This is a genomic window from Thalassobacillus pellis (assembly GCF_016908295.1).
Classification (GTDB): Bacteria; Bacillota; Bacilli; order Bacillales; family Halobacillaceae; genus Thalassobacillus; species Thalassobacillus pellis.
Genome location: NZ_JAFBDO010000001.1, coordinates 236,270 through 261,369, shown reverse-complemented (window position 1 = coordinate 261,369; position 25,100 = coordinate 236,270). Strand labels below are relative to the sequence as shown.

Annotated in this window: 27 protein-coding genes; 23 read left to right on the top strand and 4 right to left on the bottom strand. The window is 43.6% G+C overall.

Translation table 11 applies throughout. The annotated features are described in order from the left end of the window. The first annotated feature begins 539 nt into the window (after positions 1–539). The 8 genes from hprK (at position 540) to JOC33_RS01335 (ending at position 8,788) form a co-directional block, all read left to right on the top strand. Positions 540–1,475 (top strand): HPr(Ser) kinase/phosphatase, encoded by a 936-nt coding sequence (hprK, locus tag JOC33_RS01370; protein WP_205090241.1) that lies wholly within the window; start codon positions 540–542, stop codon positions 1,473–1,475. A 12-nt stretch (positions 1,476–1,487) separates the two neighbouring features. Continuing rightward, positions 1,488–2,318, top strand: coding sequence for a prolipoprotein diacylglyceryl transferase (gene lgt / locus JOC33_RS01365; RefSeq protein WP_205090240.1), 831 nt, complete (start codon positions 1,488–1,490; stop codon positions 2,316–2,318). Between the two features lie 13 nt (positions 2,319–2,331). Beyond that, entirely contained in the window at positions 2,332–3,288 is a 957-nt protein-coding gene (locus tag JOC33_RS01360) for a nucleoside recognition domain-containing protein (RefSeq protein WP_205090239.1), read from the top strand. After that, on the top strand, positions 3,263–3,901 hold the full coding sequence (gene ppaX, locus JOC33_RS01355; protein WP_205090238.1) for a pyrophosphatase PpaX: 639 nt from the start codon (positions 3,263–3,265) through the stop codon (positions 3,899–3,901). The genes JOC33_RS01360 and ppaX overlap by 26 nt, the downstream gene beginning before the upstream one ends. Before the next feature lie 3 nt (positions 3,902–3,904). Beyond that, positions 3,905–4,453 carry an acyltransferase gene (locus tag JOC33_RS01350; RefSeq protein WP_205090237.1) on the top strand — a complete coding sequence of 183 codons (549 nt, stop codon included), beginning with the start codon at positions 3,905–3,907 and terminating at the stop codon, positions 4,451–4,453. Then, positions 4,446–4,991 carry a glycerol-3-phosphate responsive antiterminator gene (locus JOC33_RS01345; protein WP_205090236.1) on the top strand — a complete coding sequence of 182 codons (546 nt, stop codon included), beginning with the start codon at positions 4,446–4,448 and terminating at the stop codon, positions 4,989–4,991. The genes JOC33_RS01350 and JOC33_RS01345 overlap by 8 nt, the downstream gene beginning before the upstream one ends. 298 nt (positions 4,992–5,289) lie before the next feature. Further along, the gene (gene glpK, locus JOC33_RS01340) at positions 5,290–6,783 is read left to right on the top strand and encodes a glycerol kinase GlpK (RefSeq protein ID WP_205090235.1); all 1,494 of its coding nucleotides are present in this window, start codon (positions 5,290–5,292) and stop codon (positions 6,781–6,783) included. A 331-nt stretch (positions 6,784–7,114) separates the two neighbouring features. Further along, positions 7,115–8,788 (top strand): FAD-dependent oxidoreductase, encoded by a 1,674-nt coding sequence (locus JOC33_RS01335; RefSeq protein WP_205090231.1) that lies wholly within the window; start codon positions 7,115–7,117, stop codon positions 8,786–8,788. Between the two features lie 214 nt (positions 8,789–9,002). Here JOC33_RS01335 and JOC33_RS01330 read toward each other — a convergent pair whose 3' ends face one another. Then, on the bottom strand, positions 9,003–9,212 hold the full coding sequence (locus tag JOC33_RS01330) for a helix-turn-helix transcriptional regulator (RefSeq protein ID WP_205090227.1): 210 nt from the start codon (positions 9,210–9,212) through the stop codon (positions 9,003–9,005). Further along, entirely contained in the window at positions 9,209–9,613 is a 405-nt protein-coding gene (locus JOC33_RS01325; protein ID WP_205090226.1) for a hypothetical protein, read from the bottom strand. The genes JOC33_RS01330 and JOC33_RS01325 overlap by 4 nt, the downstream gene beginning before the upstream one ends. Positions 9,614–9,926: 313 nt before the next feature. On the opposite strand from JOC33_RS01325, the gene JOC33_RS01320 reads away from it, so the two are divergent. The 15 genes from JOC33_RS01320 to JOC33_RS01250 all read left to right on the top strand — a co-directional run bounded on the left by JOC33_RS01320 (position 9,927) and on the right by JOC33_RS01250 (position 22,577). Continuing rightward, positions 9,927–11,111: an ATP phosphoribosyltransferase regulatory subunit gene (locus tag JOC33_RS01320; protein ID WP_205090225.1), complete on the top strand. Its 1,185-nt coding sequence runs from the start codon at positions 9,927–9,929 to the stop codon at positions 11,109–11,111. Continuing rightward, entirely contained in the window at positions 11,104–11,742 is a 639-nt protein-coding gene (gene hisG, locus JOC33_RS01315; protein WP_205090223.1) for an ATP phosphoribosyltransferase, read from the top strand. Before JOC33_RS01320 ends, hisG begins: the two co-directional genes overlap by 8 nt. Then, positions 11,739–13,013, top strand: a complete 1,275-nt coding sequence (hisD, locus tag JOC33_RS01310; protein ID WP_205090221.1) for a histidinol dehydrogenase — start codon at positions 11,739–11,741, stop codon at positions 13,011–13,013. Before hisG ends, hisD begins: the two co-directional genes overlap by 4 nt. After that, positions 13,010–13,606 carry an imidazoleglycerol-phosphate dehydratase HisB gene (hisB, locus tag JOC33_RS01305; RefSeq protein ID WP_205090220.1) on the top strand — a complete coding sequence of 199 codons (597 nt, stop codon included), beginning with the start codon at positions 13,010–13,012 and terminating at the stop codon, positions 13,604–13,606. The genes hisD and hisB overlap by 4 nt, the downstream gene beginning before the upstream one ends. Positions 13,607–13,608: 2 nt before the next feature. Further along, entirely contained in the window at positions 13,609–14,253 is a 645-nt protein-coding gene (hisH, locus tag JOC33_RS01300) for an imidazole glycerol phosphate synthase subunit HisH (RefSeq protein WP_205090219.1), read from the top strand. After that, on the top strand, positions 14,253–14,981 hold the full coding sequence (gene hisA, locus JOC33_RS01295) for a 1-(5-phosphoribosyl)-5-[(5-phosphoribosylamino)methylideneamino]imidazole-4-carboxamide isomerase (protein ID WP_205090217.1): 729 nt from the start codon (positions 14,253–14,255) through the stop codon (positions 14,979–14,981). The genes hisH and hisA overlap by 1 nt, the downstream gene beginning before the upstream one ends. Then, entirely contained in the window at positions 14,981–15,739 is a 759-nt protein-coding gene (hisF, locus tag JOC33_RS01290; RefSeq protein WP_205090216.1) for an imidazole glycerol phosphate synthase subunit HisF, read from the top strand. The genes hisA and hisF overlap by 1 nt, the downstream gene beginning before the upstream one ends. Continuing rightward, complete coding sequence (gene hisIE / locus JOC33_RS01285) at positions 15,736–16,362, top strand: bifunctional phosphoribosyl-AMP cyclohydrolase/phosphoribosyl-ATP diphosphatase HisIE (protein ID WP_205090215.1); 627 nt, start codon at positions 15,736–15,738, stop codon at positions 16,360–16,362. The genes hisF and hisIE overlap by 4 nt, the downstream gene beginning before the upstream one ends. Positions 16,363–16,461: 99 nt before the next feature. Beyond that, positions 16,462–17,478, top strand: a complete 1,017-nt coding sequence (locus JOC33_RS01280) for a tetratricopeptide repeat protein (RefSeq protein WP_205090213.1) — start codon at positions 16,462–16,464, stop codon at positions 17,476–17,478. 134 nt (positions 17,479–17,612) lie between these two features. After that, positions 17,613–18,563, top strand: coding sequence for a thioredoxin-disulfide reductase (gene trxB, locus JOC33_RS01275; RefSeq protein ID WP_205090212.1), 951 nt, complete (start codon positions 17,613–17,615; stop codon positions 18,561–18,563). 240 nt (positions 18,564–18,803) lie between these two features. After that, positions 18,804–19,271, top strand: a complete 468-nt coding sequence (locus tag JOC33_RS01270) for an NUDIX hydrolase (protein ID WP_205090211.1) — start codon at positions 18,804–18,806, stop codon at positions 19,269–19,271. Positions 19,272–19,328: 57 nt separating this feature from the next. Continuing rightward, positions 19,329–20,216, top strand: a complete 888-nt coding sequence (rapZ, locus tag JOC33_RS01265) for an RNase adapter RapZ (RefSeq protein WP_205090210.1) — start codon at positions 19,329–19,331, stop codon at positions 20,214–20,216. Next, positions 20,216–21,169, top strand: a complete 954-nt coding sequence (locus JOC33_RS01260) for a gluconeogenesis factor YvcK family protein (protein ID WP_205090209.1) — start codon at positions 20,216–20,218, stop codon at positions 21,167–21,169. Before rapZ ends, JOC33_RS01260 begins: the two co-directional genes overlap by 1 nt. Before the next feature lie 32 nt (positions 21,170–21,201). Next, positions 21,202–22,176: a DNA-binding protein WhiA gene (gene whiA / locus JOC33_RS01255; RefSeq protein WP_205090207.1), complete on the top strand. Its 975-nt coding sequence runs from the start codon at positions 21,202–21,204 to the stop codon at positions 22,174–22,176. Positions 22,177–22,322: 146 nt separating this feature from the next. Next, on the top strand, positions 22,323–22,577 hold the full coding sequence (locus tag JOC33_RS01250) for an HPr family phosphocarrier protein (protein WP_205091501.1): 255 nt from the start codon (positions 22,323–22,325) through the stop codon (positions 22,575–22,577). 74 nt (positions 22,578–22,651) lie between these two features. Here the strand turns inward: JOC33_RS01250 and yfkAB are convergent, their stop codons facing one another. After that, entirely contained in the window at positions 22,652–23,776 is a 1,125-nt protein-coding gene (yfkAB, locus tag JOC33_RS01245; RefSeq protein WP_205090203.1) for a radical SAM/CxCxxxxC motif protein YfkAB, read from the bottom strand. Positions 23,777–24,362: 586 nt separating this feature from the next. Beyond that, positions 24,363–24,953 carry an ATP-dependent Clp endopeptidase proteolytic subunit ClpP gene (gene clpP / locus JOC33_RS01240; RefSeq protein WP_205090202.1) on the bottom strand — a complete coding sequence of 197 codons (591 nt, stop codon included), beginning with the start codon at positions 24,951–24,953 and terminating at the stop codon, positions 24,363–24,365. Positions 24,954–25,100: the final 147 nt, after the last annotated feature.

The window sequence follows — 25,100 nt, the reverse complement described above, 5'->3', positions numbered from 1 at the left end:
CAACTTTTTGAGTTAGGGATTAAAAAAATAACCGGATGGAACGATTAATCTTTCCATCCGGCTATTATTGTTATAAATAAGAGGCTTTCTTCCTCCATGAGTTTCAATATTTTTTAAATTGACGGTAAAGACCCCGCAATTTTATGTATTGTTTCCATTGTACAAAAATGAGTGATTTGCTTTGATAAAACAAAGCAAATCACTCTTTTTATTTTTACCTTTGTTTTTACACAATGAGCGTTCAGTGGTGACGACTGCAGGAACACCGCGAGCCGAAGATCCACTTGGTCAAGTGATCTTCTTGACCAGGAAGGCTTGAGGCCGTGACCCCGGCAAGGATACACCGCTAAGCGATTCGTGAAAATCAATAGACTTTATAAGCTTTTTTAGATCAAAAAGGACTTTTTCAGTGGCCATTGCAAGCTTTTCGTTTTCTATTTGACTGTTTCTTACAGGAGTGGACGTTTTATGGACAAGAGGAATGGAAAAAATGCTACAATAGGATACAGTGATTGAGATGATATAAAGGAGGCTGCGACATGGCTAAAGTTCGTACTCAGGATCTGTTGGATCGCTTTGATCTTGAAATTGTTACTGGTGAAGACGGTGTCCACCGTGAGATACATATGAGTGATATTTCCCGACCTGGCGTAGAAATCACTGGTTACTTTAAGTTCTATTCAAAGGACCGTCTCCAGTTGCTGGGGAAAACTGAGCTTTCGTACTTCAATGAATTAACCACGGAAAAACGACGTGATCGGGCAGAAAAATTGTGCACGGATATTACACCAGGGATCGTCATTACACGAGGTATGGATATTCCGGAAGAACTGTATCATGCCGCCAAGGAAGCCGGGGTACCCTTAATGCGTTCCCCTTACAAAACGACACGGGTGATCAGCCGATTAACAAACTTTTTGGAAACAAAATTTGCTCCATTCACTGCAATCCATGGGGTATTAGTAGATATTTATGGGATTGGGGTAATGATTACCGGGCAAAGCGGTGTCGGTAAGAGTGAGACAGCTCTGGAGCTGGTGAAGCGAGGACATCGGCTTGTAGCAGACGATAGCGTCGAGATTCGCCAGGAGGACTTTGATACCTTAATTGGAAATAGTCCCCCATTGATTGAACATCTGCTTGAGATACGGGGACTTGGCATTATCAATGTCATGACTTTGTTCGGGGCAGGGGCGATACGTAATTATAAACGTATTTCCATGGTCATTAATTTGGAGCTTTGGGACCAGAAAAAGCAGTATGACCGACTTGGACTTGATGAGGATACCATGCGTATTATGGACGTTGATATTCCGAAAGCGACGATACCAGTGCGCCCTGGGCGGAACCTGGCTGTCATTATTGAAGTAGCAGCGATGAATTTCCGTCTGAAGCGAATGGGGGTTAATGCTGCCGAGGAGTTTTCCCAAAGGCTGACTAACGTAATCGATAAAGATAAACATTTGGAAGAATAGGATGGGATAGTTGTGAGGTGTAGTGCTGAACCGTTAAGTCGTGTATTTTTAGAACTCGGTCCACTGACCGTGTATTGGTATGGGGTAATCATCGCATTTGGTGCTTATCTTGGCCTTTGGCTTGCTATCAGGGAAACAGAGCGTCTCGGACTGAAAAAGGATCTGATGATTGATGGTGTTGTCATTGCCATTCCTGTCGCTATCATATCGGCGCGTATTTATTATGTCCTATTCGAATGGGAGCGGTATACAGGAGGAAGATGGTGGGACGTTTTTGCTATTTGGGAAGGCGGCATAGCTATTCATGGAGCTTTAATCGGGTCTGTTATCACCGCCATCATTTATGCAAGAGTAAAGCAGATCTCTGTATGGATGCTGCTGGATATCGCCGCCCCGAGTATTCTATTAGGACAGGCTATTGGCCGTTGGGGAAATTTTATGAACCAGGAAGCACATGGCGGCCCAGTTTCAGAAAGTTTTTATAATAGTTTCATGCAATACTTACCAGCATTTATTAATAATCAGATGTGCATTGATGGAACACTTTATCACCCAACGTTTCTATACGAATCGGTATGGAATTTCCTTGGTGTAGTATTGTTAGTGGTGTTAAGGCGTTATAATCCATTACGAGGAGAAGTGTTCTTAAGCTATGTTATCTGGTATTCTTTCGGCCGATTCTTCATAGAAGGGATGCGTACAGACAGTCTCTACCTGTTTGGAGAAATCCGAACAGCCCAGGCAATTTCTGTCGTATTAATTATCTTTGCAGTAACGGCAATCATCTATCGTAGAAAGACAAATCTTGCAGATAAGCACTATAACGGCAAAAAAGCAAAATAGAGGGGGAGCTACCGTGACAGGAATATTACAGCGTGGATGGATACAAGGCTTGAATGTAACATGGACATTAGGAAAAGTGATTTTTCCTGTTACATTGATTGTCACTATCCTGCGATATACACCGATTCTCCCTTGGGTCATCGACCTGATTGCTCCAGTAATGAAATTTCTTGGGCTTCCCGGTCAGGCGGCAGTTCCCCTTGTTCTCGGCAACTTTTTGAATCTCTATGCAGGAATTGCAGCCATTATTTCCTTTGATTTTACCGTTAAAGAGGTATTCATCCTGGCAGTGATGCTATCGTTTTCGCACAATCTTCTTATTGAAACCACAGTCGCATCCCGGGTCGGGGTCGGCTGGTGGTTTGTTATCGGGATACGACTGGGACTTGCATTTATCTCAGGACTGACTATCAACATCGTGTGGAACGGTGGAGGTGACCAGGCAGACTATGGCCTTACTCCTCAGACAAATAGCATGCCTCAAGGGTGGGGGGAAATCATTGTCCAAGGGCTGCAGACAGCACTTATGGGTATAGTCCAGTTGGCATTGATTGTCATTCCACTGATGATCTTCATGCAATATTTGCGTGAAAAAGGCTGGCTCAACATTTTTTCAAGCTGGGTTGCCCCTTTTACAAAATTTTTAGGTATGGAACGTAATACTTCCATGACACTCGCAGCAGGTCTTACTATTGGTCTGGCCTACGGTGCAGGATTAATGATCCAGGCAGTTAAAGAAGACGGAGTATCAAAAAAAGATATGTACCTGGCAATGATATTCCTTGTTTCCTGCCATGCTGTCATAGAAGATACATTGATTTTCATCCCGCTTGGAATCCCAGTTCTGCCACTGCTTGCTTTTCGTTTGGTAACAGCTATTTTATTGACAGCAGCAGTTGGTTTCATTTGGAACAGGCTACAACAGGAAAGAGAGGACACACTCCATGAACGTAAATACAATTCTTTTTGATTTAGATGGTACTTTGATTGATACGAATGAGCTGATTATTGAATCCTTTATGCATACAACTAAAGAATATGGCAGACGCCCCTACTCAAGAAATGAAATTCTGACTTTTATCGGACCCCCGCTTAGGGATAGCATGGAAAAAATCGATCCGGAAAAAGTGGAGGAGTTGGTAAATGTTTATCGGGAACATAACATCAGTCATCACGATGATTTTGTTGAAGCCTATCCGGGCGTTGTCGAAACGATTCAGGCACTGCGTGAGAAAGGGTACCGACTTGGCATTGTTACAACGAAAATGAGACAGACTGTTAATATGGGACTGGAACTGACTGGGCTGAACGGCATGTTTGAGGTCGTCGTTACACTTGATGATGTCGTTAACGCCAAGCCCCATCCAGAACCAATTGAACAGGCCATGGCTGCATTGAATGCAGAGGCAGCTGAAACATTAATGGTTGGGGATAATACCCATGATATCCTTGCAGGAAAAAATGCCGGAACGAAAACAGCTGGAGTGGCATGGACCATCAAAGGCAGGGAGATTTTAGACGAGCTTAATCCTGATTATATGCTGTTGGAGATGCAAGATTTATTGGATATCCTAGGAGGATGATTCATGCGCAGGACGGAACGGCATCGTGTCGAAAATGCCAACTCGCTTTGGCATATCTATAAGACGGTTCCTTTTTTAAAAGTGGTGAAAAATTTTGCCGTTATACAGCTGGCAAGATATACGCCATTTTTACAGGTGAAAAATCAGTTATATCGGAAATTTTTAAAGATGGATATCGGAGAACAGACTGCTTTCGCCTTAATGGTAATGGTGGATATTATGTTTCCGGAAAAAATCTCCGTCGGTAAAAATAGCGTCATAGGGTATAACACCACCATCCTTGCTCATGAATATTTAATCAAAGAATACCGACTTGGCGATGTCTGTATCGGAGATGAAGTGATGATCGGGGCAAATACAACCATCCTTCCAGGTACAACGATTGGAGATGGAGCAATCGTTTCTGCAGGTACATTGGTACATAAAGACGTTCCTGCTGGATGCTTTGCAGGTGGTAACCCGATGCGGATCATCTATACGAAAGAGGAAATGGAAAAGCGAAAAGCAAACGATCTCTTTTTTCAAGACCAGGAGGGGGGCGGCTATGATTGATCAGACGGTACTTCCTGCGGTGAAGAATATGAAAGACTTCCAATCCCTGCTTGAAAGTGATACCCGCTACATTGTTATTCTAGATTCCCGTATTGCTCTGCTTAAAAGTATGGTGAAATATTGTCGGAAATATAATAAGAAAATTTTTCTCCATACCGATATGATCCAGGGGTTGAAAACGGATGAGTATGGTATGGAATTTCTAGGACGGGAAATCAAGCCGGACGGTGTCATTTCTACAAGAATGAGCGTAATCCGACAGGCTAAAAAATACAATATGACCGCTATCCAGCGCATGTTCCTGATTGACAGCCATGCCATCGATTACAATATGAAACTCATTAAACGGACAAAACCTGAGTACGTGGAAGTGCTGCCGGGTGTCCTTCCAGATCAGATCGCCCGTATTAAAGCAGAATTACATATTCCCATCATTGCTGGCGGGCTGATCCGTAACAAGAATGAAATTGACCAGGCGTTAGAAGCTGGAGCATCAGCTGTATCCACCTCCCGCTCTGATTTATGGCAATTTGATTGACACCGTTTTCATTTTTTAGTAGTTTAAACTATATACAAGTTAAGATAGTGGCTGGAGAAACGGAGATCCACACATCTGCATAGTCAGCAAGCGCTGAAACGCAGTTGGTGTGGATTTTTTTACCCTTTAAAAAAGTCTAACTTTGTTAAAGAGTCAAAGTAAAAGTGAAACTAAGGCTTTCGCCATAAGGTCTTGACGACAAGCCAAGTTTCTCTTATTGCCGGGTAAGGCAGGAATATAGACTTTCCGCTTCGAATGGGCTACATAGTAGAACAAATATCAGAGGAGGACATGGGGAATGGAAAAATACATTTTATCATTGGATCAGGGAACCACTAGCTCCCGGGCGATTTTATTCAACCATGCCGGAGAAATTGTACAGACAGCACAAAAGGAATTCCAGCAATACTTCCAAAAACCTGGCTGGGTGGAGCATGATGCAGGGGAAATCTGGACATCAACACTTGCCTGTATTTCCGATACATTGACCAGAGCGCAAATCGAGCCCGAACAGGTAGCAGGAATCGGAATTACCAACCAGCGCGAAACAACGGTCGTTTGGGATAAAAATACTGGCCGACCTATTTATAAAGCTATTGTATGGCAATCCCGCCAGACACAGGATATATGTAATAGACTGCGTGAGCAAGGGCATAACGAGACATTCCGGGATAAAACAGGGCTGCTGCTCGATCCTTATTTTTCGGGAACAAAGGTTAAATGGATACTTGATAACGTAGAAGGAGCCAGGCAGAAAGCAGAAAATGGCGAGCTGTTATTTGGAACGATCGACTCATGGCTTGTGTACAAGTTGTCAGGAGGGAAAGCTCACATTACCGATTATTCCAATGCTTCACGGACGTTGATGTATAATATCTACGAACTGGAATGGGATCAGGAGCTTCTTGATATTTTAGGAGTGCCAGAAAGCATGCTTCCGGAAGTGAAACAGTCATCGGAAGTGTACGCGAAAACAGTAGACTATCATTTCTTCGGTGAAAATATTCCGATAGCTGGAATAGCAGGAGATCAGCAGGCGGCGTTATTTGGACAGGCTTGTTTTGATAAAGGCATGGGAAAAAACACTTATGGTACAGGGTGTTTTATGCTGATGAATACCGGGGAAAAACCGGTTGTTTCAGAAAATGGCTTGTTGACGACCCTTGCATGGGGAGTGGACGGTAAAGTGGAGTATGCCCTTGAAGGCAGTATATTCGTAGCAGGTTCAGCAATTCAATGGCTGCGAGACGGGTTGAAAATGATTGAAAGCTCCCCTCAAAGTGAGGATTTTGCCCGTAAAGTTGATTCCACTGACGGAGTTTATGTCGTTCCTGCTTTTGTCGGTCTTGGAACGCCTTATTGGGACAGTGAGGCGCGGGGATCGGTGTTTGGCATTACTCGTGGCACCTCCAGGGAGCATTTTGTCCGTGCTACACTGGAGTCGCTCGCCTATCAGACAAAGGACGTGGCTGATGCAATGGCAGACGACTCCGGTATTGACTTGAAACAGCTTCGTGTGGATGGCGGCGCAGTGAAGAATGATTTTCTGATGCAATTTCAAAGTGATATTCTTCAAGTTCCTGTTGAGAGGCCGAAGGTAAATGAAACGACTGCCTTGGGTGCCGCTTATCTCGCAGGACTTGCTGTCGGCTTTTGGGAAAGTAAAGAGGAGATAGCTGCCCAGTGGGAAGTGGAAAAAGTGTTTGACGTTGATATGGTGGAATCTGAAAGCGACAGCCTTTACCGGGGATGGCAGAAGGCTGTAGAAGCTGCCCGGGTTTTTAAACCTTAATCATTGCCCAAAGGAAAAAGCCTTGTTATAATTAATGAAGAAGTTAATAGGATTCGGTTGGAGAAACGGAGAGACCACACTTCTTTATAGGTAACAGCTATAAAGATAGTTGTGGTCTCTTTTTATATTGGCTTTTTTTGTACTTTAAGAAAGTTTAACTTTGTTAAAGGAATAAAGTAGAAGTATAACGAAGGCTTTCGCCATAAGGAGTTGGCGACAAGCCAAGTTTATCTAAATGCATTTCCTCTTACATGAATAGGAGATTTCAAGGGTATAAAAATAATAGTAAATGCCAATCGCATCCTAGTTTTAGCAAAAGGAGAGGTTTGAAGTGAGCAAGTTTTCCAGTTATAAACGGCAAGAGGTACTTGGAAATCTGAGCAGTGAACAGGTTGATGTATTAATTATCGGAGGCGGCATAACAGGTGCAGGTCTCGCTTTAGATGCAGCATCCAGGGGAATGCGAACAGCAGTAGTAGAAATGCAGGATTTTGCAGCAGGCACTTCCAGCCGTTCTACAAAATTGGTACATGGCGGTCTTCGTTATTTGAAACAGTTTGAAGTAAAAATGGTAGCAGAGGTCGGAAAAGAACGGGAGATTGTTTATGAAAATGGACCGCATGTAACCACGCCTGAGTGGATGATGCTGCCCTTCCATGAAGGAGGAAACTTTGGTCCATTCACAACCAGTCTCGGCCTTCGGGTATATGATTACCTTGCCGGTGTGAAGAAAAAAGAAAGACGGACGATGCTTACACCTGAGGAAGCTATCGAACGGGAGCCACTAATTAAGCGCGAAAACTTAAAAGGGGCAGGATTTTATGTAGAATATAAAACGGATGATGCCAGACTTACACTCGAGGTTATGAAAAGGGCCGTTGAACACGGGGCATCTGCACTTAATTATGTAAAAGTGGTGGATTTTATTTACCGGGAGGATGGCAATCTTTCCGGAGCTGTCGTTGAGGACCAGATTTCAAATCAACAGTATACTATTCACGCAAAGAAAATAATTAATGCCGGTGGCCCGTGGGTGGATGAGCTGCGGGAAATGGATGGCTCAAAAAAAGGTAAAACCCTGCACTTGACGAAAGGTGTGCATTTAGTATTTGATGCACAACGTTTTCCGCTCAACCAGGCAATTTATTTTGACACGCCAGATGGCCGTATGATATTTGCGATTCCCCGGGACGGTAAAACATACGTCGGCACCACAGATACGGATTACAAGGAAGTCACCTCCCATCCAACAATGACAGAAGATGATCGGAAGTACTTGCTTGAAGCTATCCATTATATGTTCCCAACACTTGAAATTACGCAGGAGGATGTAGAATCAAGCTGGGCTGGACTTCGTCCTCTCATTCATGAAGAAGGAAAAGACCCATCTGAAATATCCCGAAAAGATGAAATTTTCGTATCGGATTCTGGGTTGATTTCTATTGCAGGCGGTAAACTGACAGGATACCGTAAAATGTCGCAGACTGCCATTGATCTTGTGCGTGATATGTTCGCCAAAGAAGAGGGAATTCATTATACCGATTCAGAAACGAAGCATATGCCAATATCAGGTGGCGATGTCGGTGGATCAAAAGGCTTTGAAAAATTTTTAGAGGAAAAAACCAAGGAAGGAATTCGCCTGGGACTAACAGAGGAAGCTGCCAGACACTGGGCTGATATGTACGGATCAAACGTTGATCAGGTATTCAAGTTCTTTGATGAAGAAAAAGGAGAAACAAAAAAATCGGGAAAAGACCCACTTGTCATTGCTATGCTCCGTTATGCAATGGAGTGGGAGGCAGCATATAAACCTGTGGACTTTTTCATCCGAAGAACCGGGGCAATGTTTTTCGATATCGAATGGGTTCATAAGCACAAGGAGCTTGTCATTTCCTTTATGAGCGAAAAGCTTGGTTGGACAGATGCAAAGAGAAAAGAATATACAGAAGAATTGAATCAGCGCTTACAGGAAGCGGTAAAACCGATAGAACAGGTAAAACAATGATCAGGCACTTTGGGGAAAACAAAAAAATCGCCACGGAAATCGAAGGATACTGAAAACTAAAGTTGTAGAAACAAACGGACTGTATGGACATGAAATTCCATACAGTCCGTTTTGTCTTTGGCTAAGGTTTTATAAAAATGGATGGGTGGATAATCCTTCAGGAGCGAGCACAGCTAGGCGATCATATTTTGGTCATACGGCCGAACTTTTGTGATTATTTATCTAATTCGTTGTCCTCGAAGAGAAACAGCTCTTCTACTGGGGTATTAAGCTCCCGGCATATTTTGACGGCTAATTTCAGGGATGGATTATATTCTCCTTTTTCTAAAAACACGATGGTTTCTCTTCTGACGCCAACTCTCCTGGCCAGCTCTGCCTGTGTTAAGGAATAACGTGCCCGCAATTCTTTGATGCGGGTTTTCATTCTGTAAATCCTTTCTTTCTATTCATGTAAAGCCAATTGATCCCAAAAAGGATAACCATTCCAGCCAGACCTGTCATCAGCAGGTCATCTTGATCGAAGTGCTTATGGAAGGCAAGCAGTCCTAACCATAAAGGGAAGGAGTGAAAGTAAGCATTTCCCGCAGCAAACATTTTGATTCTGTTCGAGCGTTCATCGTTGAAGGGAATCCCCTCTCTGTTATCGCGGAGCAATTTAATAAAAACAGGCACAATAACCAGCAGGAATATAACGATCAGGACACCTAAATAATACACTTCCGTCAAATCCCTTGCCTTCCCTAAACCGATGAGCCTAAAAACTAATCCTAAGAGCACTAAGCTGGCAGTTATGCTGACCATCCATAAAAGATGTTTATTTTTCACCGTGGAAACCTCCCGTTAGAATGTTAAAATAATATAACTATATGTTATAAATATATAACATTTAGTGAGGAAGTCAACTACTTTTTTGATGGCTGTATTTTAAAAATCGAACAGATGACAGACGACCAGGTGTAGCAGGGTGTAAAAAAAACAGGTATAGTTAACTTTAATAATAACCGCTTCATAATGTTGAAATTATGGACTTTCAGGGTAGATGTCCAGTAAAAGGTGTTTGACGATGTTTCTTTAATACGCTATCATGTTAGCACGATAAAGGATTTCGAAAATTTTACGGGAGAAAGGATGCACACCATTGGCAAAACGGTTGATGTTTGAAAAGCCACTTGGGATGCGGGATACGCTTCCCTTTTTTTATAACCAGAAAAAGCAGACAATAGAGCTGCTTACAGAAACTATTACAGAGTTCGGTTATGCGTTCATTGATACTCCGTTACTTGAATATTACGAAACTGTTGGCGAAGCGAGTGCAACACTAAATCAGCAATTATTCAAGCTTCTTGACCAGCAGGGTCATTCCCTGGTTTTAAGACCGGATATGACAGCACCGATTGCCCGTGTGGCAGCTTCCCAATTGAGAAACGCAGAGTATCCGCTTCGTCTGGCTTATGATGGCCCGGTTTTTCGTGCGCAGCAGACGGAAGGCGGGAAGCCTGCTCAGTTTGAACAGGTGGGGACGGAATTGATTGGTGATCATTCCTCTTATGGGGATGCCGAAGTGATCGCCCTTTTGATTTTTTCATTGCAGCATGCTGGATTGAAAGATTTCCAAATTACAATCGGGCATATTGGTTATGTACAAGCATTTTTCAGCGAATTTCTACAGAATGATGAGGCGACGATCGAAGAACTGATGGGTTACCTTTATCGAAAGAACTATGTAGGCTACCAGAAGGCGGTTGAGGCTCTGCCTATTCAAAGACAGGAGAAAGAGTCACTAATGGATCTGATGAAGCTCCGTGGAGAGGATGAAATTTTTGATAAAAGCAAGTCCCTGGCACGGAATCAGGAGTGTCTCCAGGCGATCAATGAACTGAAACAGTTGTATCGTATACTAAAGGAGTATCAGGTGGAACAGTATGTCAGCTTTGATTTGAATTTAATCAGTCATATGAATTATTATACCGGAATTCTGTTCGAAGGATATGCACCTGACCTCGGTTCCCTGCTTTGTAATGGCGGCCGTTATGATAAGCTGCTGCCATCCTTTCAATTGAATGCCTCTGCCACAGGATTTGCGATTCACTTAGAGCGCCTTGTGGAAGCGCTTGGTGCAAAAGCTCCTGAAGAGCAGCGAATCGGTGTGATCTTCGATAATGACAGCTTTTCTCAAGGTATAAAACAGGCAGCCGCCCTTAGAAAGGAAGGGAAAAGCGTACTGCTTCAGCATACGGATCAAATTCCAGACTTGGAAAAATTCAAAGCAGAATTAGCAGATACTATTGATTTGACGCAATCAGGAGGTGGTCTTGATGCCTAAACCCTTGACAATTGCCATGCCGAAAGGGCGTATCTTTGAGGAAGCGGCAGGACTGATGCAGCAGGCGGGGTATGATCTTCTTACAGATCAGGAGGATTCAAGAAAATTAATTCTTGATTTTCCCGAACAGAACTTGCGGATCATGATGGCAAAACCGATGGACGTGGTCACTTACGTCGAATATGGGACTGCAGACATAGGAATTGCCGGTAAGGATGTGCTGCTCGAACAGGATAGGGATGTATATGAAGTGCTCGACTTAGGCATCAGTCCATGTTATATCGCGGTTGCGGGACTTCCAGATCAGCCACTTAGCAGAATAGCTCCGAAAATTGCTACCAAATATCCGAAAGTAGCTGCAGATTATTTTCGCGAGCAAGGGGAACAAATAGAAATCATACCGTTGAACGGCTCAATAGAACTTGCACCATTGATTGGCCTTGCGGATAGAATTGTTGATATTGTCTCAACTGGACGTACATTGCGTGAAAACGGGCTGGTCGAGTATGAAAAAATAACGGAGATCACCTCGAGACTTATCGTCAACCCAGTCAGTTTTCGATTAAAAAGCGATGAAATAGATGAAATGGTCAGGCAATTAAGTATAGTCATAGGGGAGGAAGTCAAATGAAGCTGCTCCGTAAAGCAGATATGCAGACTTTTAAGCGCAGTGTCGATGCCGGAACGGAAGAGCAGCGGAAGGCAGTGCAAGCGATCATAGCCGATGTACGGGAACGTCAGGATGAAGCAATTTTTCATTATACGAAAAAGTTTGACGGCGCCATACTGGAAAACCTGAAGATAACCGAGGAAGAAATTACTAACGCCTATCAGGATATGGATGATGAAATGATTGCCGTTTTGCGAGAAGCAGCTGAGAATATTAGAAATTTCCACGAAAAACAGGTCAGGCAATCCTGGTTTAATGCGGAGGAAAGTGGAACGATATTAGGTCAGAAAATCACTCCAATTGATGCTGTTGGTGTCTATGTACCCGGGGGAACTGCTGCTTATCCGTCCTCTGTATTTATGAATGTCATTCCCGCAAAGGCTGCCGGTGTCAACAGAATCGCTATGACAACACCACCTGACGAGAACGGGAATATTCCGGCAGGCGTGCTGGTTGCCGCTGATATAGTAGGAGTGGATGAGATCTATAAAGCTGGTGGTGCTCAGGCTGTGGCAGGCCTTGCATATGGAACAACATCCATACCACCTGTCGATAAAATTGTTGGGCCAGGTAACATTTTTGTAGCGCTGGCTAAGCGGGAAGTGTTCGGGGACGTTGCCATCGATATGATCGCCGGGCCAAGTGAGATTGTCATTCTTGCAGATGAAACAGCGCGTCCTGCTGAAGTTGCCTCTGACTTATTGTCGCAGGCTGAGCATGATGCCCGTTCATCCAGCTTGCTTGTGACCACAAGTGAGGTATTAGCAGAAGGGGTGCAAATGGAACTCGAAAAACAGTTGCAGTCTCTTCCAAGGCAGGAAGTCGCCCTGAAAAGCATCGAAAATTATGGTGCCATCATTTTATGTGAATCACTGAGTGAGGCAGTAGATACGGTCAATGAAATAGCGCCGGAACATCTCGAAATAATAACGGAAATGCCGTTTGACGTCCTGCCATCTATCAAACATGCAGGAGCGATATTTCTTGGCAGGTATAGCAGCGAGCCAATCGGCGATTATTTTGCCGGACCGAATCATGTGTTACCGACTAATGGAACTGCCCGCTTTTCCAGTCCGTTGAATGTCGATGATTTTGTTAAAAAGTCAAGTATCATTTCTTACAGCCGACAGGCGTGGGAGGAAAATCATAAAAAAATTGCCCGTTTTGCCAGAATGGAAGGGTTGGAAGCTCACGCACGGGCAGTCGAGAAGCGGAAGGAGGACGAACAATGACAAGTAACAACAGGACTGCAGCCATTGAGCGAAAAACAAGGGAAACGGATATTGATTTACAGATCAACCTTGATGGTTCCGGATTGCCAGAACTGGATGTACAGGTTCCGTTTATGTCCCATATGCTGGAGTTGTTCTCCAAGCACGGACTGTTTGATCTTACAGTGAGAGGGCATGGGGATATAGAGGTTGATGACCATCATCTCACCGAAGATATCGGTATTTGTCTGGGTCAAGCTTTCCGCCAAGCAGTAGGAGATAAAACAGGCATTAAGCGATATGGTTCCATGACGCTTCCGATGGATGAAACATTAGTGACAGTCGCAGTCGATTTGAGCGATCGCCCGCACCTCGAGTGGAAAGCCGAGCTTCCTGCTTCAAAGTTAGGGACATTTGATACGGAGAATGTATATGAGTTCTTCTGGAAGTTTGCGTTAGAAGCGCGAATTAATCTACATATCGTTCTTCATCACGGTCATAATACTCATCATATCGTCGAAGCGATGTTTAAAGCGCTGGCAAGGTCCCTGGATGAAGCGACGCAGGTAGACCCAAGGATTACTGGAGTACCAAGCACGAAGGGAAGTCTTTAATTATGATTGGAATCATCGATTATGGGATGGGGAACCTGTTCAGTGTCTCCAAGGCACTGGAGCGCCTGCAAGTTCCCTATCAATTTGGCGAACATCCGGAAGAAATAGAACATTGTGATGGTTACATTTTGCCTGGAGTTGGTGCATTTCCGGACGCCATCAAAGCATTGGAAGCACATGGATTCATTCCATTTATTAAGGAAAAGGCAAAAGCCGGTGTCCCGATATATGGCATCTGTCTTGGCATGCAGCTTTTATTTGAAGAAAGCGAAGAGAACGGAGAGACTAAAGGACTAGGTCTGTTACCGGGGAGAATCGTAAAGTTTCCTGGCATTGACGAGGAAGGACATAAATATAAAGTGCCTCATATGGGGTGGAATCGGCTTAATATCCGGCAGCCAGGTCATCCATTGCTCACCGGCATTGGTGAGGAATATGTATATTTCGTCCATTCTTATTATGTATTTACGAAAGACACATCCATTTTACTCTCAACAGCAGATTACCACGTTGAAGTTCCTGGTATTGTCGGGAAGGATTCTTTATTTGCAAGCCAGTTCCATCCAGAAAAAAGCAGCCATGCCGGTATGAAACTGCTGGAGAACTTTTGTAAGCGCATAGTACAGCCACAGGGAGGGCGAGTGTGATGAGTTTTACGATATTTCCTGCCATTGACATGCGGAATGGGAAGTGTGTCCGCCTTGAGCAGGGAGATTTCAATAAAGAAACCGTTTATGGAGAAAACCCATTTGAAGTTGCGAAGCAATTTGCTGAAACAGGTGCTACATGGATTCATATGGTCGATTTAGACGGTGCGAAAGAAGGATCCAGGAAGAATGCGGAGCATGTCATAAAAGTTGCCGAAGAATTAGAATGTCAGGTGCAAATCGGAGGAGGCATCCGTTCAGAACAGGATGTCCGTTTTTATTTGGATAAAGGTGTGGACAGAGTGATCATCGGTTCCCTGGCAATACGTGATCTGCCGCTGACAAAACAGCTGCTGGCAGACTTCGGGGAACAAATTGTCATCGGTATCGATGCAAAAGATGGCTATGTGGCAACAGAAGGATGGCTCAAGCGTTCAGAAGTCGCCGCTGTTGATCTGGGTAAAGAATTGGCAGATGCAGGGGCAGAGACATTCATTTACACGGATATTGCCAAAGATGGAATGCTTTCCGGACCTAATACGAATGAGATTGTCCGACTAGCAGAAGAAACAGATACAGATGTAATAGCTTCCGGAGGTATTAAAGGCATCGAGGATCTGCAGACATTGAAACAGTATCAGGATAGGCATGTCATCGGATCGATTGTCGGCAAAGCGCTTTATACTGGAAAGTTCAGTCTGGCAGATGCTTTGAAGGAGGAAGAGTAATGCTAACCAAAAGGATTATTCCTTGTCTTGATGTCAAAGAAGGACGAGTTGTTAAAGGCATCCAGTTCATTGATATTCGTGATGCCGGTGATCCTGTCGAGCTTGCCAAAGTCTATGATGAGCAAGGAGCAGATGAGCTGGTATTCCTGGACATCTCTGCCAGCCATGAAGGCAGGAAAACGATGATCGAGGTGGTCCGCCAGGTTGCTGCCGAATTGGCTATTCCATTTACAGTTGGCGGGGGAATTGGTTCACTCGAGGATATCAAGGCGATTCTCCGAGCAGGAGCGGATAAAGTTTCGCTGAATTCTGCAGCAGTAAAGCGCCCGGAGCTGATCAGGGAAAGTGCTGATTTTTTTGGTACCCAATGTATTGTCGTCGCGATCGATGCCAAATATGATGCCTCAGTTGATACATGGCGAGTTTACACCCATGGAGGACGAACGGCGACAGATTGGCTTATCGAAGAGTGGGCAAGGGAAGCGGTGAGACTAGGGGCCGGAGAAATCCTGCTTACTTCCATGGACAAAGACGGAGAGAAAACGGGCTTTGACATTAAGCTGCTTCAGGCTGTCCAGGGGGTTGTTAATGTGCCGGTAATCGCTTCAGGCGGAGCCGGAGATGCCGAACATTTCCATGAGGTATTTAAACAGGCGGATGCGGACGCAGCTCTAGCTGCCTCTATTTTTCATTATAAAGAGACATCGATCCAGAATGTGAAAGATTACCTTGCGAAAGAAGGAGTGGTGGTACGATGAACTTGGAAGAAGTCAATTACGATAAGGACGGACTCGTCCCAGCGATAGTGCAGGATGCAAGAAGCAAAACTGTCCTGACCCTTGCTTATATGAATAAGACCTCTTTGCAGAAAACACTTGATCTAGGAGAAACGGTTTTTTACAGTCGTTCCCGCGAGGAATTGTGGCATAAAGGAGAATCGTCGGGGAACACACAAAAAGTTACAAGCATCCATTATGACTGTGATCAGGATGCTCTTCTCGTGCAGGTCATCCCAAGTGGACCGGCCTGTCATAAAGGCGACTATACCTGTTTTTCGGAAAAATTGACGGATAGTCAAGCACAGATACCAGAAAATAGATATGCGATTCTCGATCTCCTCCAAGAAGTGCTGGCCAAGAGAAAAGCTGAAAGTCCGGAAGATTCCTATACGGCAGCGCTATTCCAGGAGGGTGTAGACCGCATCGCTAAAAAAATTGGAGAAGAAGCTGGAGAAGTGATTATTGCTGCCAAGAATAACGATCCGGAAGAACTATCTATGGAGTCAGCAGACTTGTTATTCCACTTGTTCCTTTTATTAACGGATCGAGATGTGCCTTTCGACAAAGTTTTGGATGTTCTTGTGACAAGACACGACAAGTAACCTGTATTAATTTTACGGATTTTGTCAAAATACCTCTATTGCAAGCTTTTTATGTATGATATACTTTCATACGTACTGAAACGTGATAGGAGGATATGTATGCCCACATCTGAAAAGGCAAAAGCAACACAAGCGAATAATAAGGTGATTCCATTCTTACCGACTGGTGAGTTTTATTTCACCCATGGTGTTCAGGCTTTTCAGAAACGAAATTTCCAATCAGCGGAAAAATGGCTGAAGAAAGCGATTGATATGACTCCGGATGAGCCACTCTATTCCTGTCAGCTATCTGTGGTCTATACAGAAGTAGGCTCCTATCATAAAGCGAACCAATTATTGACGGAGGTATTATCCGTCTTCGGAAAAGAATATGTGGACTGTTATTATCTGATTGCAAATAATTATGCCCATCTCGGTTTATTTACGGATGCCAGGAAATATGCAGAAGCCTATTTGGAAAAAACCGAGCAGGGGGATTTCCAGGAGGCAGCAGAGCAGCTGCTTGAATTGTTTACTTCCATCGAGGATGAAGAAGATGATGATGAATGGATGCTGGACGATGAAGATGAACTGTTAGTGTATCAAGAGACGGCACTATATCACCTGGAGCATAAAGAGTGGGATAAGGCTATTGTGCTGCTTGAGGAAATGATGCAATTATTCCCTCATTACACTGCTGCCAGGCATGAATACAGCTTTGCCCTTTTTAAACAGGGAGACGAACAGGAAGCGATCGAGCTTGAACTGCAATGGCTGGAAAACGAGCAGAATAATTTATACAGCCATGTCAACCTGGCGATATTCTACAAGGAACGGAAAGAAATCGAAAAAAGCGAAGCACACATTGAAATTATCCGCAATATCTATCCCATCCATGATCAGCAGAAGCTGTTCATTGCCCAGGCAATGACGAGGACCGGTTATTATCATGAGGCATGCGAAAGGTTCCGCTCGATACGATCGAGAGGTGTCAAACAAGCAAAAGCCTTTTATAAATGGCACAGTATTGCTACGTATCATACCGGTAATCCATCCAAGGCCCTTCACTTATGGGAACAGGGCTGCCGGAAGTATCCGGAAATGAGCGAGGAAGGTGGACCATGGAACGTTTCCTGATTTTCTGGGGATATGACGTTCCTTTTTTTTTGCATGAGCATATTAATAGACGCAAGAGCAGTCTGTTTAATAGGATGATTATGATAAAGCAGATAACAACGGCTAGAGTCATTGTTCAATGAGGGGTGGAAAATATGGAAGAGCGAATTTATGATGTCATCATTGCAGGAGCTGGCCCGGCGGGCATGACAGCCGCTGTCTATACTTCTCGTGCTAACCTCGATACACTTATGATCGAGCGAGGCATTCCGGGCGGTCAGATGGCAAATACAGAAGATGTGGAAAACTATCCAGGCTATGAAAGTATTCTTGGCCCGGATCTATCTAATAAAATGTTTGAACATGCGAAGAAATTCGGAGCAGAATATGCTTATGGCGATATCAAGGAAATCATTGACGGTAAAGAATACAAAACTGTCGTAGCCGGTAATAAAGAATATAAAGCACGTGCTGTCATCATTGGTACTGGTGCTAAATACAAAGAAATCGGCGTACCTGGCGAAAAAGAGCTTGGCGGCCGCGGTGTTTCCTACTGTGCTGTTTGTGATGGTGCATTTTTCCGTGATAAAGAGCTGGTCGTTATTGGAGGCGGCGATTCCGCTGTCGAAGAAGGTGTATACCTGACTCGCTTTGCCAGTAAAGTCACTATCATTCACCGACGCGATGAACTGCGGGCGCAGCCGATTTTACAGCAGCGCGCTTTCGATAATGAAAAAGTCGAGTTCATCTGGGATACTGTTTTAAAATCAATTAATGACAAGGATGGAAAAGTTGGCAGTGTCACGTTGGAAAACAAAAAGACAGGGGAAGAGTACGACTTCAATACGGATGGAGTTTTCATCTATATCGGTATGATTCCATTAAGTGGGCCATTTGCAAGTCTGGGCATCACCAATGACCAGGGTTATATCATCACTGATGAGAAGATGGAAACAAAAGTTCCAGGAATTTTTGCAGCAGGCGATATCCGTGAAAAAATGCTTCGCCAGATTGTCACTGCTACCGGAGATGGAAGTATTGCAGCACAATCTGCCCAGCACTATATCGAGAACCTTATGGAGGAATTGAATACAGTAAAAAATTAGAATATAAAAAGCAGGGATAGCTCGAATAGTAATTGCATCTTAACCCTCCTGTAACACGCCTGAAACAATTTTGGGGTACAATTATTATAATTAATTGACCCCCTTTTAATAGATAAATCTATTTCACACACAGGTGCATGTGCGCCTGTGTATTTTTTTTGGAATTTGCTACATTGTTACCGTAATGCGATTCATAGTATAATAGAGCGAGATGTCCTCGGAAGAGAATGAGGTGACGGAATGCAACGGGTGACGAATTGTATTTTGAAAGTTGACGATAAGATACTGATGTTAAAAAAACCCAGACGTGGATGGTATGTGGCTCCAGGAGGTAAAATGGAACCAGGTGAGTCCATCAAGGAATCAGTAGTCAGGGAATTCAGAGAAGAAACAGGGTTGTCGATAGAGCAGCCTGAATTGAAGGGGTCCTTCACTTTTATTGTCAGGGATGGAAACGAAACAGTCCAGGAATGGATGATGTTCACTTTTTATTGTGAAGATTTTCATGGCAACCTTTTGGGTGAAAGTGAAGAGGGTGAACTCGAGTGGGTGGCTGTGGATGAAGTTTTAAAAAAGCCGATGGCCGAAGGAGATCGTTCGATATTCGAACATATACTTGATAATGATCAGCAAATATACGGAACATTTGTCTATACCCCTGATTACAAGTTGCTTGACATCGATCTTGATCCTGCTGGTGCAGAATGAGCAGTCTTGAAATAAGGGGCTAAAAAGGCCTGTAATTAATAAGGAGAGAAACAAGATATGAAAAAAGAGCAGGAAACACAATTAGTCATCATCACAGGAATGTCTGGAGCCGGAAAAACGGTTGCAGTCCAGAGTTTTGAAGATCTTGGTTTCTTCTGTGTCGATAACTTACCTCCTGCACTGCTTCCAAAGTTTCTTGAGCTAATGAAAGATTCTTCCAATAATATTGAGAATGTAGCTCTCGTAATGGATTTACGGGGAAGGGAATTTTTCGATTCCTTACTTGAAGTGCTTGATAAGCTTGTTGATGAGCCTTGGCTGCAGGAACACATATTATTTTTAGATGCTCAGGACCAATCCCTGGTTTCTCGCTACAAAGAGACGCGTCGTTCTCACCCACTCGCTAAAGAAGGCTTGCCGATGGAAGGGATAAAGCAGGAACGACGGATGCTTGATGAACTTCGAGGCAGAGCACAGACCATTATTGACACAAGTGATCTGAAGCCAAGGGAGCTTAGGGAACAGATTATCGAGACCTATGCGAATACCCAAAAGAAAAGGGAAATCTTCTCTGTCCAAATGGTTTCGTTCGGTTTTAAATACGGTGTTCCCATTGATGCTGATCTGATATTCGATGTCAGGTTTTTACCGAACCCCCATTACGTCGAGCACATGCAGCCGCTTACTGGTTTAAATACAGAGGTATCTTCGTATGTGTTCAAATGGTCAGACAGCCAGAAATTCATGGAGAAGCTGATTGACTTGCTGCAGTTCATGCTGCCGCAATATAAACGGGAAGGTAAAAGCCAATTGATCGTCGGTATCGGATGCACAGGAGGCCAGCATCGCTCGGTAGCGATCGCTGAACATTTGCAAAAGCATTTCTCTACTGACTTTGTCACACACGTCAGTCATCGGGATATCGACAAAAGGAAGGGTAAGTAATGTCTACGAATAAACGTCCGCAAGTCGTCGTACTTGGAGGAGGCACAGGGATGCCTGTTTTGCTCCGCGGTTTAAAGAATTACCCGATAGACTTGTCGGCCATTGTAACGGTAGCGGATGATGGAGGAAGCTCGGGTCGTCTCCGGACAGAAATGGCTATTCCTGCTCCCGGAGACATCCGTAACGTCATAGCTGCACTTTCGGATGCCGAACCGATGCTGCTTGAGTTGTTTCAGCATCGGTTTAAAAATGGAAATGGATTGTCCGGACATTCCATGGGTAACCTACTGTTAGCAGCCTTGACATCGATGAAAGGGGATTTTTTCACCGGTATCAAGGAGATTTCCCGGGTTCTGAATGTAAAGGGGAAAATTTATCCTATAGCCAATCAGAATATGTACCTGCATGCTGAAATGGAAGACGGGACACTTGTTTCTGGGGAATCCAACATTCCTAAACAGGAAAAAAGGATCAAACGCGTCTTTTTAGAGCCGGATCCTGTCCAGCCGCTACCGGAAGCAGTGGAAGCGATCAAACAGGCAGATATTGTCGTCATTGCGCCTGGCAGTCTGTATACAAGTACATTGCCGAATATCATTATTCCTGAAATATCAGACGCTTTGCGCAATACCGATGGAAAAGTCACTTATGTTTGCAATGTTATGACCCAGCATGGAGAGACAGATGGGTACACTGCAGGCGATCATGTCCAGGCGATCCACAACCATATCGGCCAGGGCTGTGTCCATTCGATAATCGTCCATAACAAACCGATTGAACAAGATATGCGTAAAGTCTATGCCCAGGAACAGGCAGAGCCAGTTGTTTATGATAATGAACGTATTCGTGAAATGGAAGTAGAAGTGATTGAAGAAGACATCATTGATCATTCTCAGCCAATGCTGCGTCATGATACAGCAAAGATTGCCAGCCTGCTTTATAAGATGATATAAAGATAGGTTGTTTTAACAGAGGAGGTGAGCGTATGTCTTTTGCTTCGGAGATAAAAAAAGAGTTGACCAATGCTCATGTAGAGGACTGTTGTGTGTACTCGGAACTTGCAGCATTGATCCGGATGAACGGTTCGGTTTCCCTGAACTCCGATAAGAATTACGTACTGGATGTCCAGACGGAAAACGCTGCAATTGCCCGTCGATTATATACATTAATTAAGAAGGTCTACCCACACCGGGTGGAGCTGCTCGTCCGAAAAAAAATGCGTCTGAAAAAGAATAATGTCTATATAGTCCGCTTGAAGGATGAAGTGAAAGGCCTTCTCGAAGAATTGGATATCTTAAACGGAGGTCCCTTTACATTCAACCGTAAAATATCCGAACGATATAAACAGGATACCTGCTGCAAGCGTGCCTATTTACGCGGTGCATTTCTTGCAGGTGGCTCTGTCAACAACCCGGAGACATCCTCGTACCATTTAGAGATATATACAGCCTACCAGGAACATAACGAAGCCTTGTGTGAATTGATGAATGAGTTCAATCTTAGAGCCCGGACGCTTGAACGGAAAAAAGGTTATATAACTTATATCAAGGAAGCGGAAAAGATTACGGAATTCTTAAGCAATATCGGTGCCCATCAGGCATTATTCAAGTTTGAGGATGTCCGAATCGTCCGGGATATGAGGAATTCTGTCAATCGCCTTGTGAATTGCGAGACTGCCAATTTAAATAAAACGATCGGGGCAGCATTCCGCCAGGTTGAAAACATTAAGTTTATTGAGAAAACAGTTGGACTGGAAGCATTACCTGATAAGCTCCAGGAAATAGCGATGCTTCGGCTTTTGCATCAGGAGGTTTCCTTAAAAGAGCTTGGTGAACTGGTATCGACCGGGAAAATCAGTAAATCAGGTATTAACCATCGACTGAGGAAAATCGATGAATTTGCTGATAAAGTCCGTCGTGGAGAGGTTGATTTTCCAGAAAAAAGCGGTAATCATACATGAAATTGACATATTATTCGTGTTATCCGGCAGTTTTTCATGCTATAATGAATGCAATCAAAAAAACGCTTTCATTGAGAGCGTTTTTTCTATAATCAGAATGGTAACGCTTTCCATGAAGAAAGCGATAAAGAGAGAGGAGAATGCAGGTGGTTGAACGGTCGATTACGATTGAATTAGAGACAGGATTGCAAGCTAGACCAGCAGCACAATTCGTACAACTGGCTAATCGTTTCAAATCAGATGTGTTTATTGAAAAAGATGAAAAGCGTGTGAATGCCAAAAGTATTATGGGGCTGATGAGCTTAGCTGTCGGGACAGATGAACAGATAACATTAATCGCCGATGGAACTGATGAAGAAATAGCGATGGACCAGCTTGTCAATTTTATTAAAAAAGAATAGTTTTTTGTTGGTCTTTTTGTGAATAATTGAACAATGAAGAAGCATTAAGGCTGCCCCCTAAAGGCAGCCTTTTCTTAATAAATGATATTATTTTTTCGTTCCTGGAAATTAATATCCTTGTAATAGACATCTTTGACAAGTGCGTTGGGACCAAGGCATTTGACAGCCGGACAATGGCAATTAAGTGCTTTTGCCGTATGACTTCCCAGCCATTTTTCATAAATAGCAGGCAGAGACATGTCAGCGATATTCCCAAGTGGGGGCTCATCCCCAAAATCAGTTACGATCACTTCTCCGTCGAAAATGTTGACGTTCAAACGGGAACGTCCATCCGGGTCGTTTCTTACCGTAACATTTTTTTCTCTCTGAAGGCGTTTCAATAACTCCAGCTCTTCTATATCATTGCTGCACGGATAAAAAGGCAGGGTGCCAAAAAGCATCCAAACATTTTTATTTTGTATATCCAGCAATTTTGTAATGGCCTCTCGCATCTCTCTAAGATTTAAAGTTTCCATATTTTTAGCAAATTTGACTGGGTACATTGGGTGTACTTCATGTCTGGCACATTCCATTTCCACTATGTGTTCATGAATGGATTCCAAGTAAGGAAACGTACGTCTGTTGAGCATCGTTTCCGCTGATACCAGAACCCCCTCACGAGATAGCTGCTTGGAATTTTCGACCATCCGCTCAAAGTATTTGATTCTATTAGCTACAGCCGGCTTACGTTCCATTTTTGCAAATCCGGTTTCTGCAAATTCATCAATTGTTCCCCAGTTATGAGAAATATGCAGCACATCCAAATAAGGGAGGATGACATCATATCTTGAATTGGGGAGTGTGAGATTAGAGTTGATTTGGGTTTTCACACCACGATCATGGGCGTATTTAAGCAGAGGAACAACGTAATTGTTGACCGATTTTTTAGACATCATCGGTTCTCCGCCAGTGATACTTAATGTCCGTAGATGAGGTATTTCATCCAGGCGGCTTAATAAAAGTTCCAAGGGAAGACCCTCTGGATCTTTAGCCTGCAGGGAATCTCCTACAGCACAATGAGCGCACCTCATGTTACATAATGTAGTAGTTGTGAATTCTATGTTAGACAGCGTCATTTCTCCATGCTCTTCCACATCCATGTATGCTTCCCATGGGTCAAAGGCAGGAGAGAGTATATGTTGTTGCTTTTTTGTAATCATGTTAAAACCCTTTCCATCTTTACTCAGACAAACTAATTCTTATTCTATCATGGGAAGTAGGATGATGATATTAGATATAAAAAAACCCGCCGAAAATGGAGGCTACTGAAAAAGTCCTTTCTAATCTAGAATAACTTTTAAAGTTTATTGATGATTCTCACGAATTGCTTAGCGGTGGATGCTTGCCGCGGGCACGGCCTCAGCTAACTTGGTCAAGAAAATCACTTGACCAAGTGGATCTTCGGCTCGCGCTGTTCCCGCAGGCGTCACCACCGAACGCTCATCGTGGAATGAACAGAGGTCAAACAAAAAAGAGTGAATTTCTTTATTTTATAAAAGAGAATCACTCTTTTTTTATTCTAGGGTCTTCGAGGCATGCGAGGGCAAGGGGCAATGGCTATCTTAAACGTCAATATAAAAAGAATATTGAAACTCATGGAAGAATAAGAGGAAAGCCACTCTTACTTATAACAAAAGTAGCCGGATGGAACGAAAATCGTTCCATCCGGCTACTTCTTAGTCCAAAACTCAAAAAGTTAGCAGTTCTTCTGAGCCCTTTAAAAATGGTCGGTTTTTTTGTCTGTTATCAGGAAGATGGTTTGTTTTCCATCACTTTGTCGATCAATCCGTATTCTTTTGCTTTATCAGCCGGCATGAAGTTGTCACGATCTGTATCGCGCTCGATAACTTCCATTGGCTGGCCAGTACGATCAGAAAGGATTTTGTTGATTTTGTCACGCATTTCAAGGATCCGGCGGGCATGAATTTCAATATCAGCTGCTTGTCCTTGCGTTCCGCCTAATGGCTGATGAATCATTACTTCACTGTTCGGAAGCGCGTAACGTTTTCCTTTTTCCCCAGCTGCCAGGAGGAACGCCCCCATGGAAGCTGCCATACCGATACAGATTGTAGAAACATTAGGCTTGATGAACTGCATCGTATCATAGATCGCCATGCCGGCTGTAATGGAGCCGCCAGGTGAGTTGATGTATAGGGAGATATCTTTTTCCGGATCATCTGCTGCCAGGAATAAAAGCTGAGCTACGATGGAATTGGAAACATTGTCATCGATGGCGCTTCCTAACATGATAATACGGTCTTTCAGCAAACGTGAATAAATGTCATAAGCACGTTCTCCGCGATTTGTTTGTTCTATGACTGTAGGTACTAGATTCAATGAAATTCCTCCTCATCACTGATTTTAAATTAGTGAAAGATTGTGATACGTTTATGATACATCGAAGGTCAATAAAGGTCAAACAAAAGCTTTCGACGGTATCAGTCAAAAATTCCTTCTACCATGATTCCCTAAAACTTACATAAT

Excerpts from the sequence above, each read along its gene's own strand:
- hisD (WP_205090221.1), top strand. The coding sequence starts at position 11,739 with ATGAAGCTGCTCCGTAAAGCAGATATGCAGACTTTTAAGCGCAGTGTC.
- JOC33_RS01330 (WP_205090227.1), bottom strand. The coding sequence starts at position 9,212 with ATGAAAACCCGCATCAAAGAATTGCGGGCACGTTATTCCTTAACACAG.
- hisH (WP_205090219.1), top strand. The coding sequence starts at position 13,609 with ATGATTGGAATCATCGATTATGGGATGGGGAACCTGTTCAGTGTCTCC.
- glpK (WP_205090235.1), top strand. The coding sequence starts at position 5,290 with ATGGAAAAATACATTTTATCATTGGATCAGGGAACCACTAGCTCCCGG.
- yfkAB (WP_205090203.1), bottom strand. The coding sequence starts at position 23,776 with ATGATTACAAAAAAGCAACAACATATACTCTCTCCTGCCTTTGACCCA.
- hisIE (WP_205090215.1), top strand. The coding sequence starts at position 15,736 with ATGAACTTGGAAGAAGTCAATTACGATAAGGACGGACTCGTCCCAGCG.
- JOC33_RS01260 (WP_205090209.1), top strand. The coding sequence starts at position 20,216 with ATGTCTACGAATAAACGTCCGCAAGTCGTCGTACTTGGAGGAGGCACA.
- hisA (WP_205090217.1), top strand. The coding sequence starts at position 14,253 with ATGAGTTTTACGATATTTCCTGCCATTGACATGCGGAATGGGAAGTGT.
- hisB (WP_205090220.1), top strand. The coding sequence starts at position 13,010 with ATGACAAGTAACAACAGGACTGCAGCCATTGAGCGAAAAACAAGGGAA.
- JOC33_RS01350 (WP_205090237.1), top strand. The coding sequence starts at position 3,905 with ATGCGCAGGACGGAACGGCATCGTGTCGAAAATGCCAACTCGCTTTGG.
- hisG (WP_205090223.1), top strand. The coding sequence starts at position 11,104 with ATGCCTAAACCCTTGACAATTGCCATGCCGAAAGGGCGTATCTTTGAG.
- whiA (WP_205090207.1), top strand. The coding sequence starts at position 21,202 with ATGTCTTTTGCTTCGGAGATAAAAAAAGAGTTGACCAATGCTCATGTA.
- rapZ (WP_205090210.1), top strand. The coding sequence starts at position 19,329 with ATGAAAAAAGAGCAGGAAACACAATTAGTCATCATCACAGGAATGTCT.
- hisF (WP_205090216.1), top strand. The coding sequence starts at position 14,981 with ATGCTAACCAAAAGGATTATTCCTTGTCTTGATGTCAAAGAAGGACGA.
- hprK (WP_205090241.1), top strand. The coding sequence starts at position 540 with ATGGCTAAAGTTCGTACTCAGGATCTGTTGGATCGCTTTGATCTTGAA.
- JOC33_RS01280 (WP_205090213.1), top strand. The coding sequence starts at position 16,462 with ATGCCCACATCTGAAAAGGCAAAAGCAACACAAGCGAATAATAAGGTG.
- JOC33_RS01270 (WP_205090211.1), top strand. The coding sequence starts at position 18,804 with ATGCAACGGGTGACGAATTGTATTTTGAAAGTTGACGATAAGATACTG.
- JOC33_RS01345 (WP_205090236.1), top strand. The coding sequence starts at position 4,446 with ATGATTGATCAGACGGTACTTCCTGCGGTGAAGAATATGAAAGACTTC.
- trxB (WP_205090212.1), top strand. The coding sequence starts at position 17,613 with ATGGAAGAGCGAATTTATGATGTCATCATTGCAGGAGCTGGCCCGGCG.
- ppaX (WP_205090238.1), top strand. The coding sequence starts at position 3,263 with ATGAACGTAAATACAATTCTTTTTGATTTAGATGGTACTTTGATTGAT.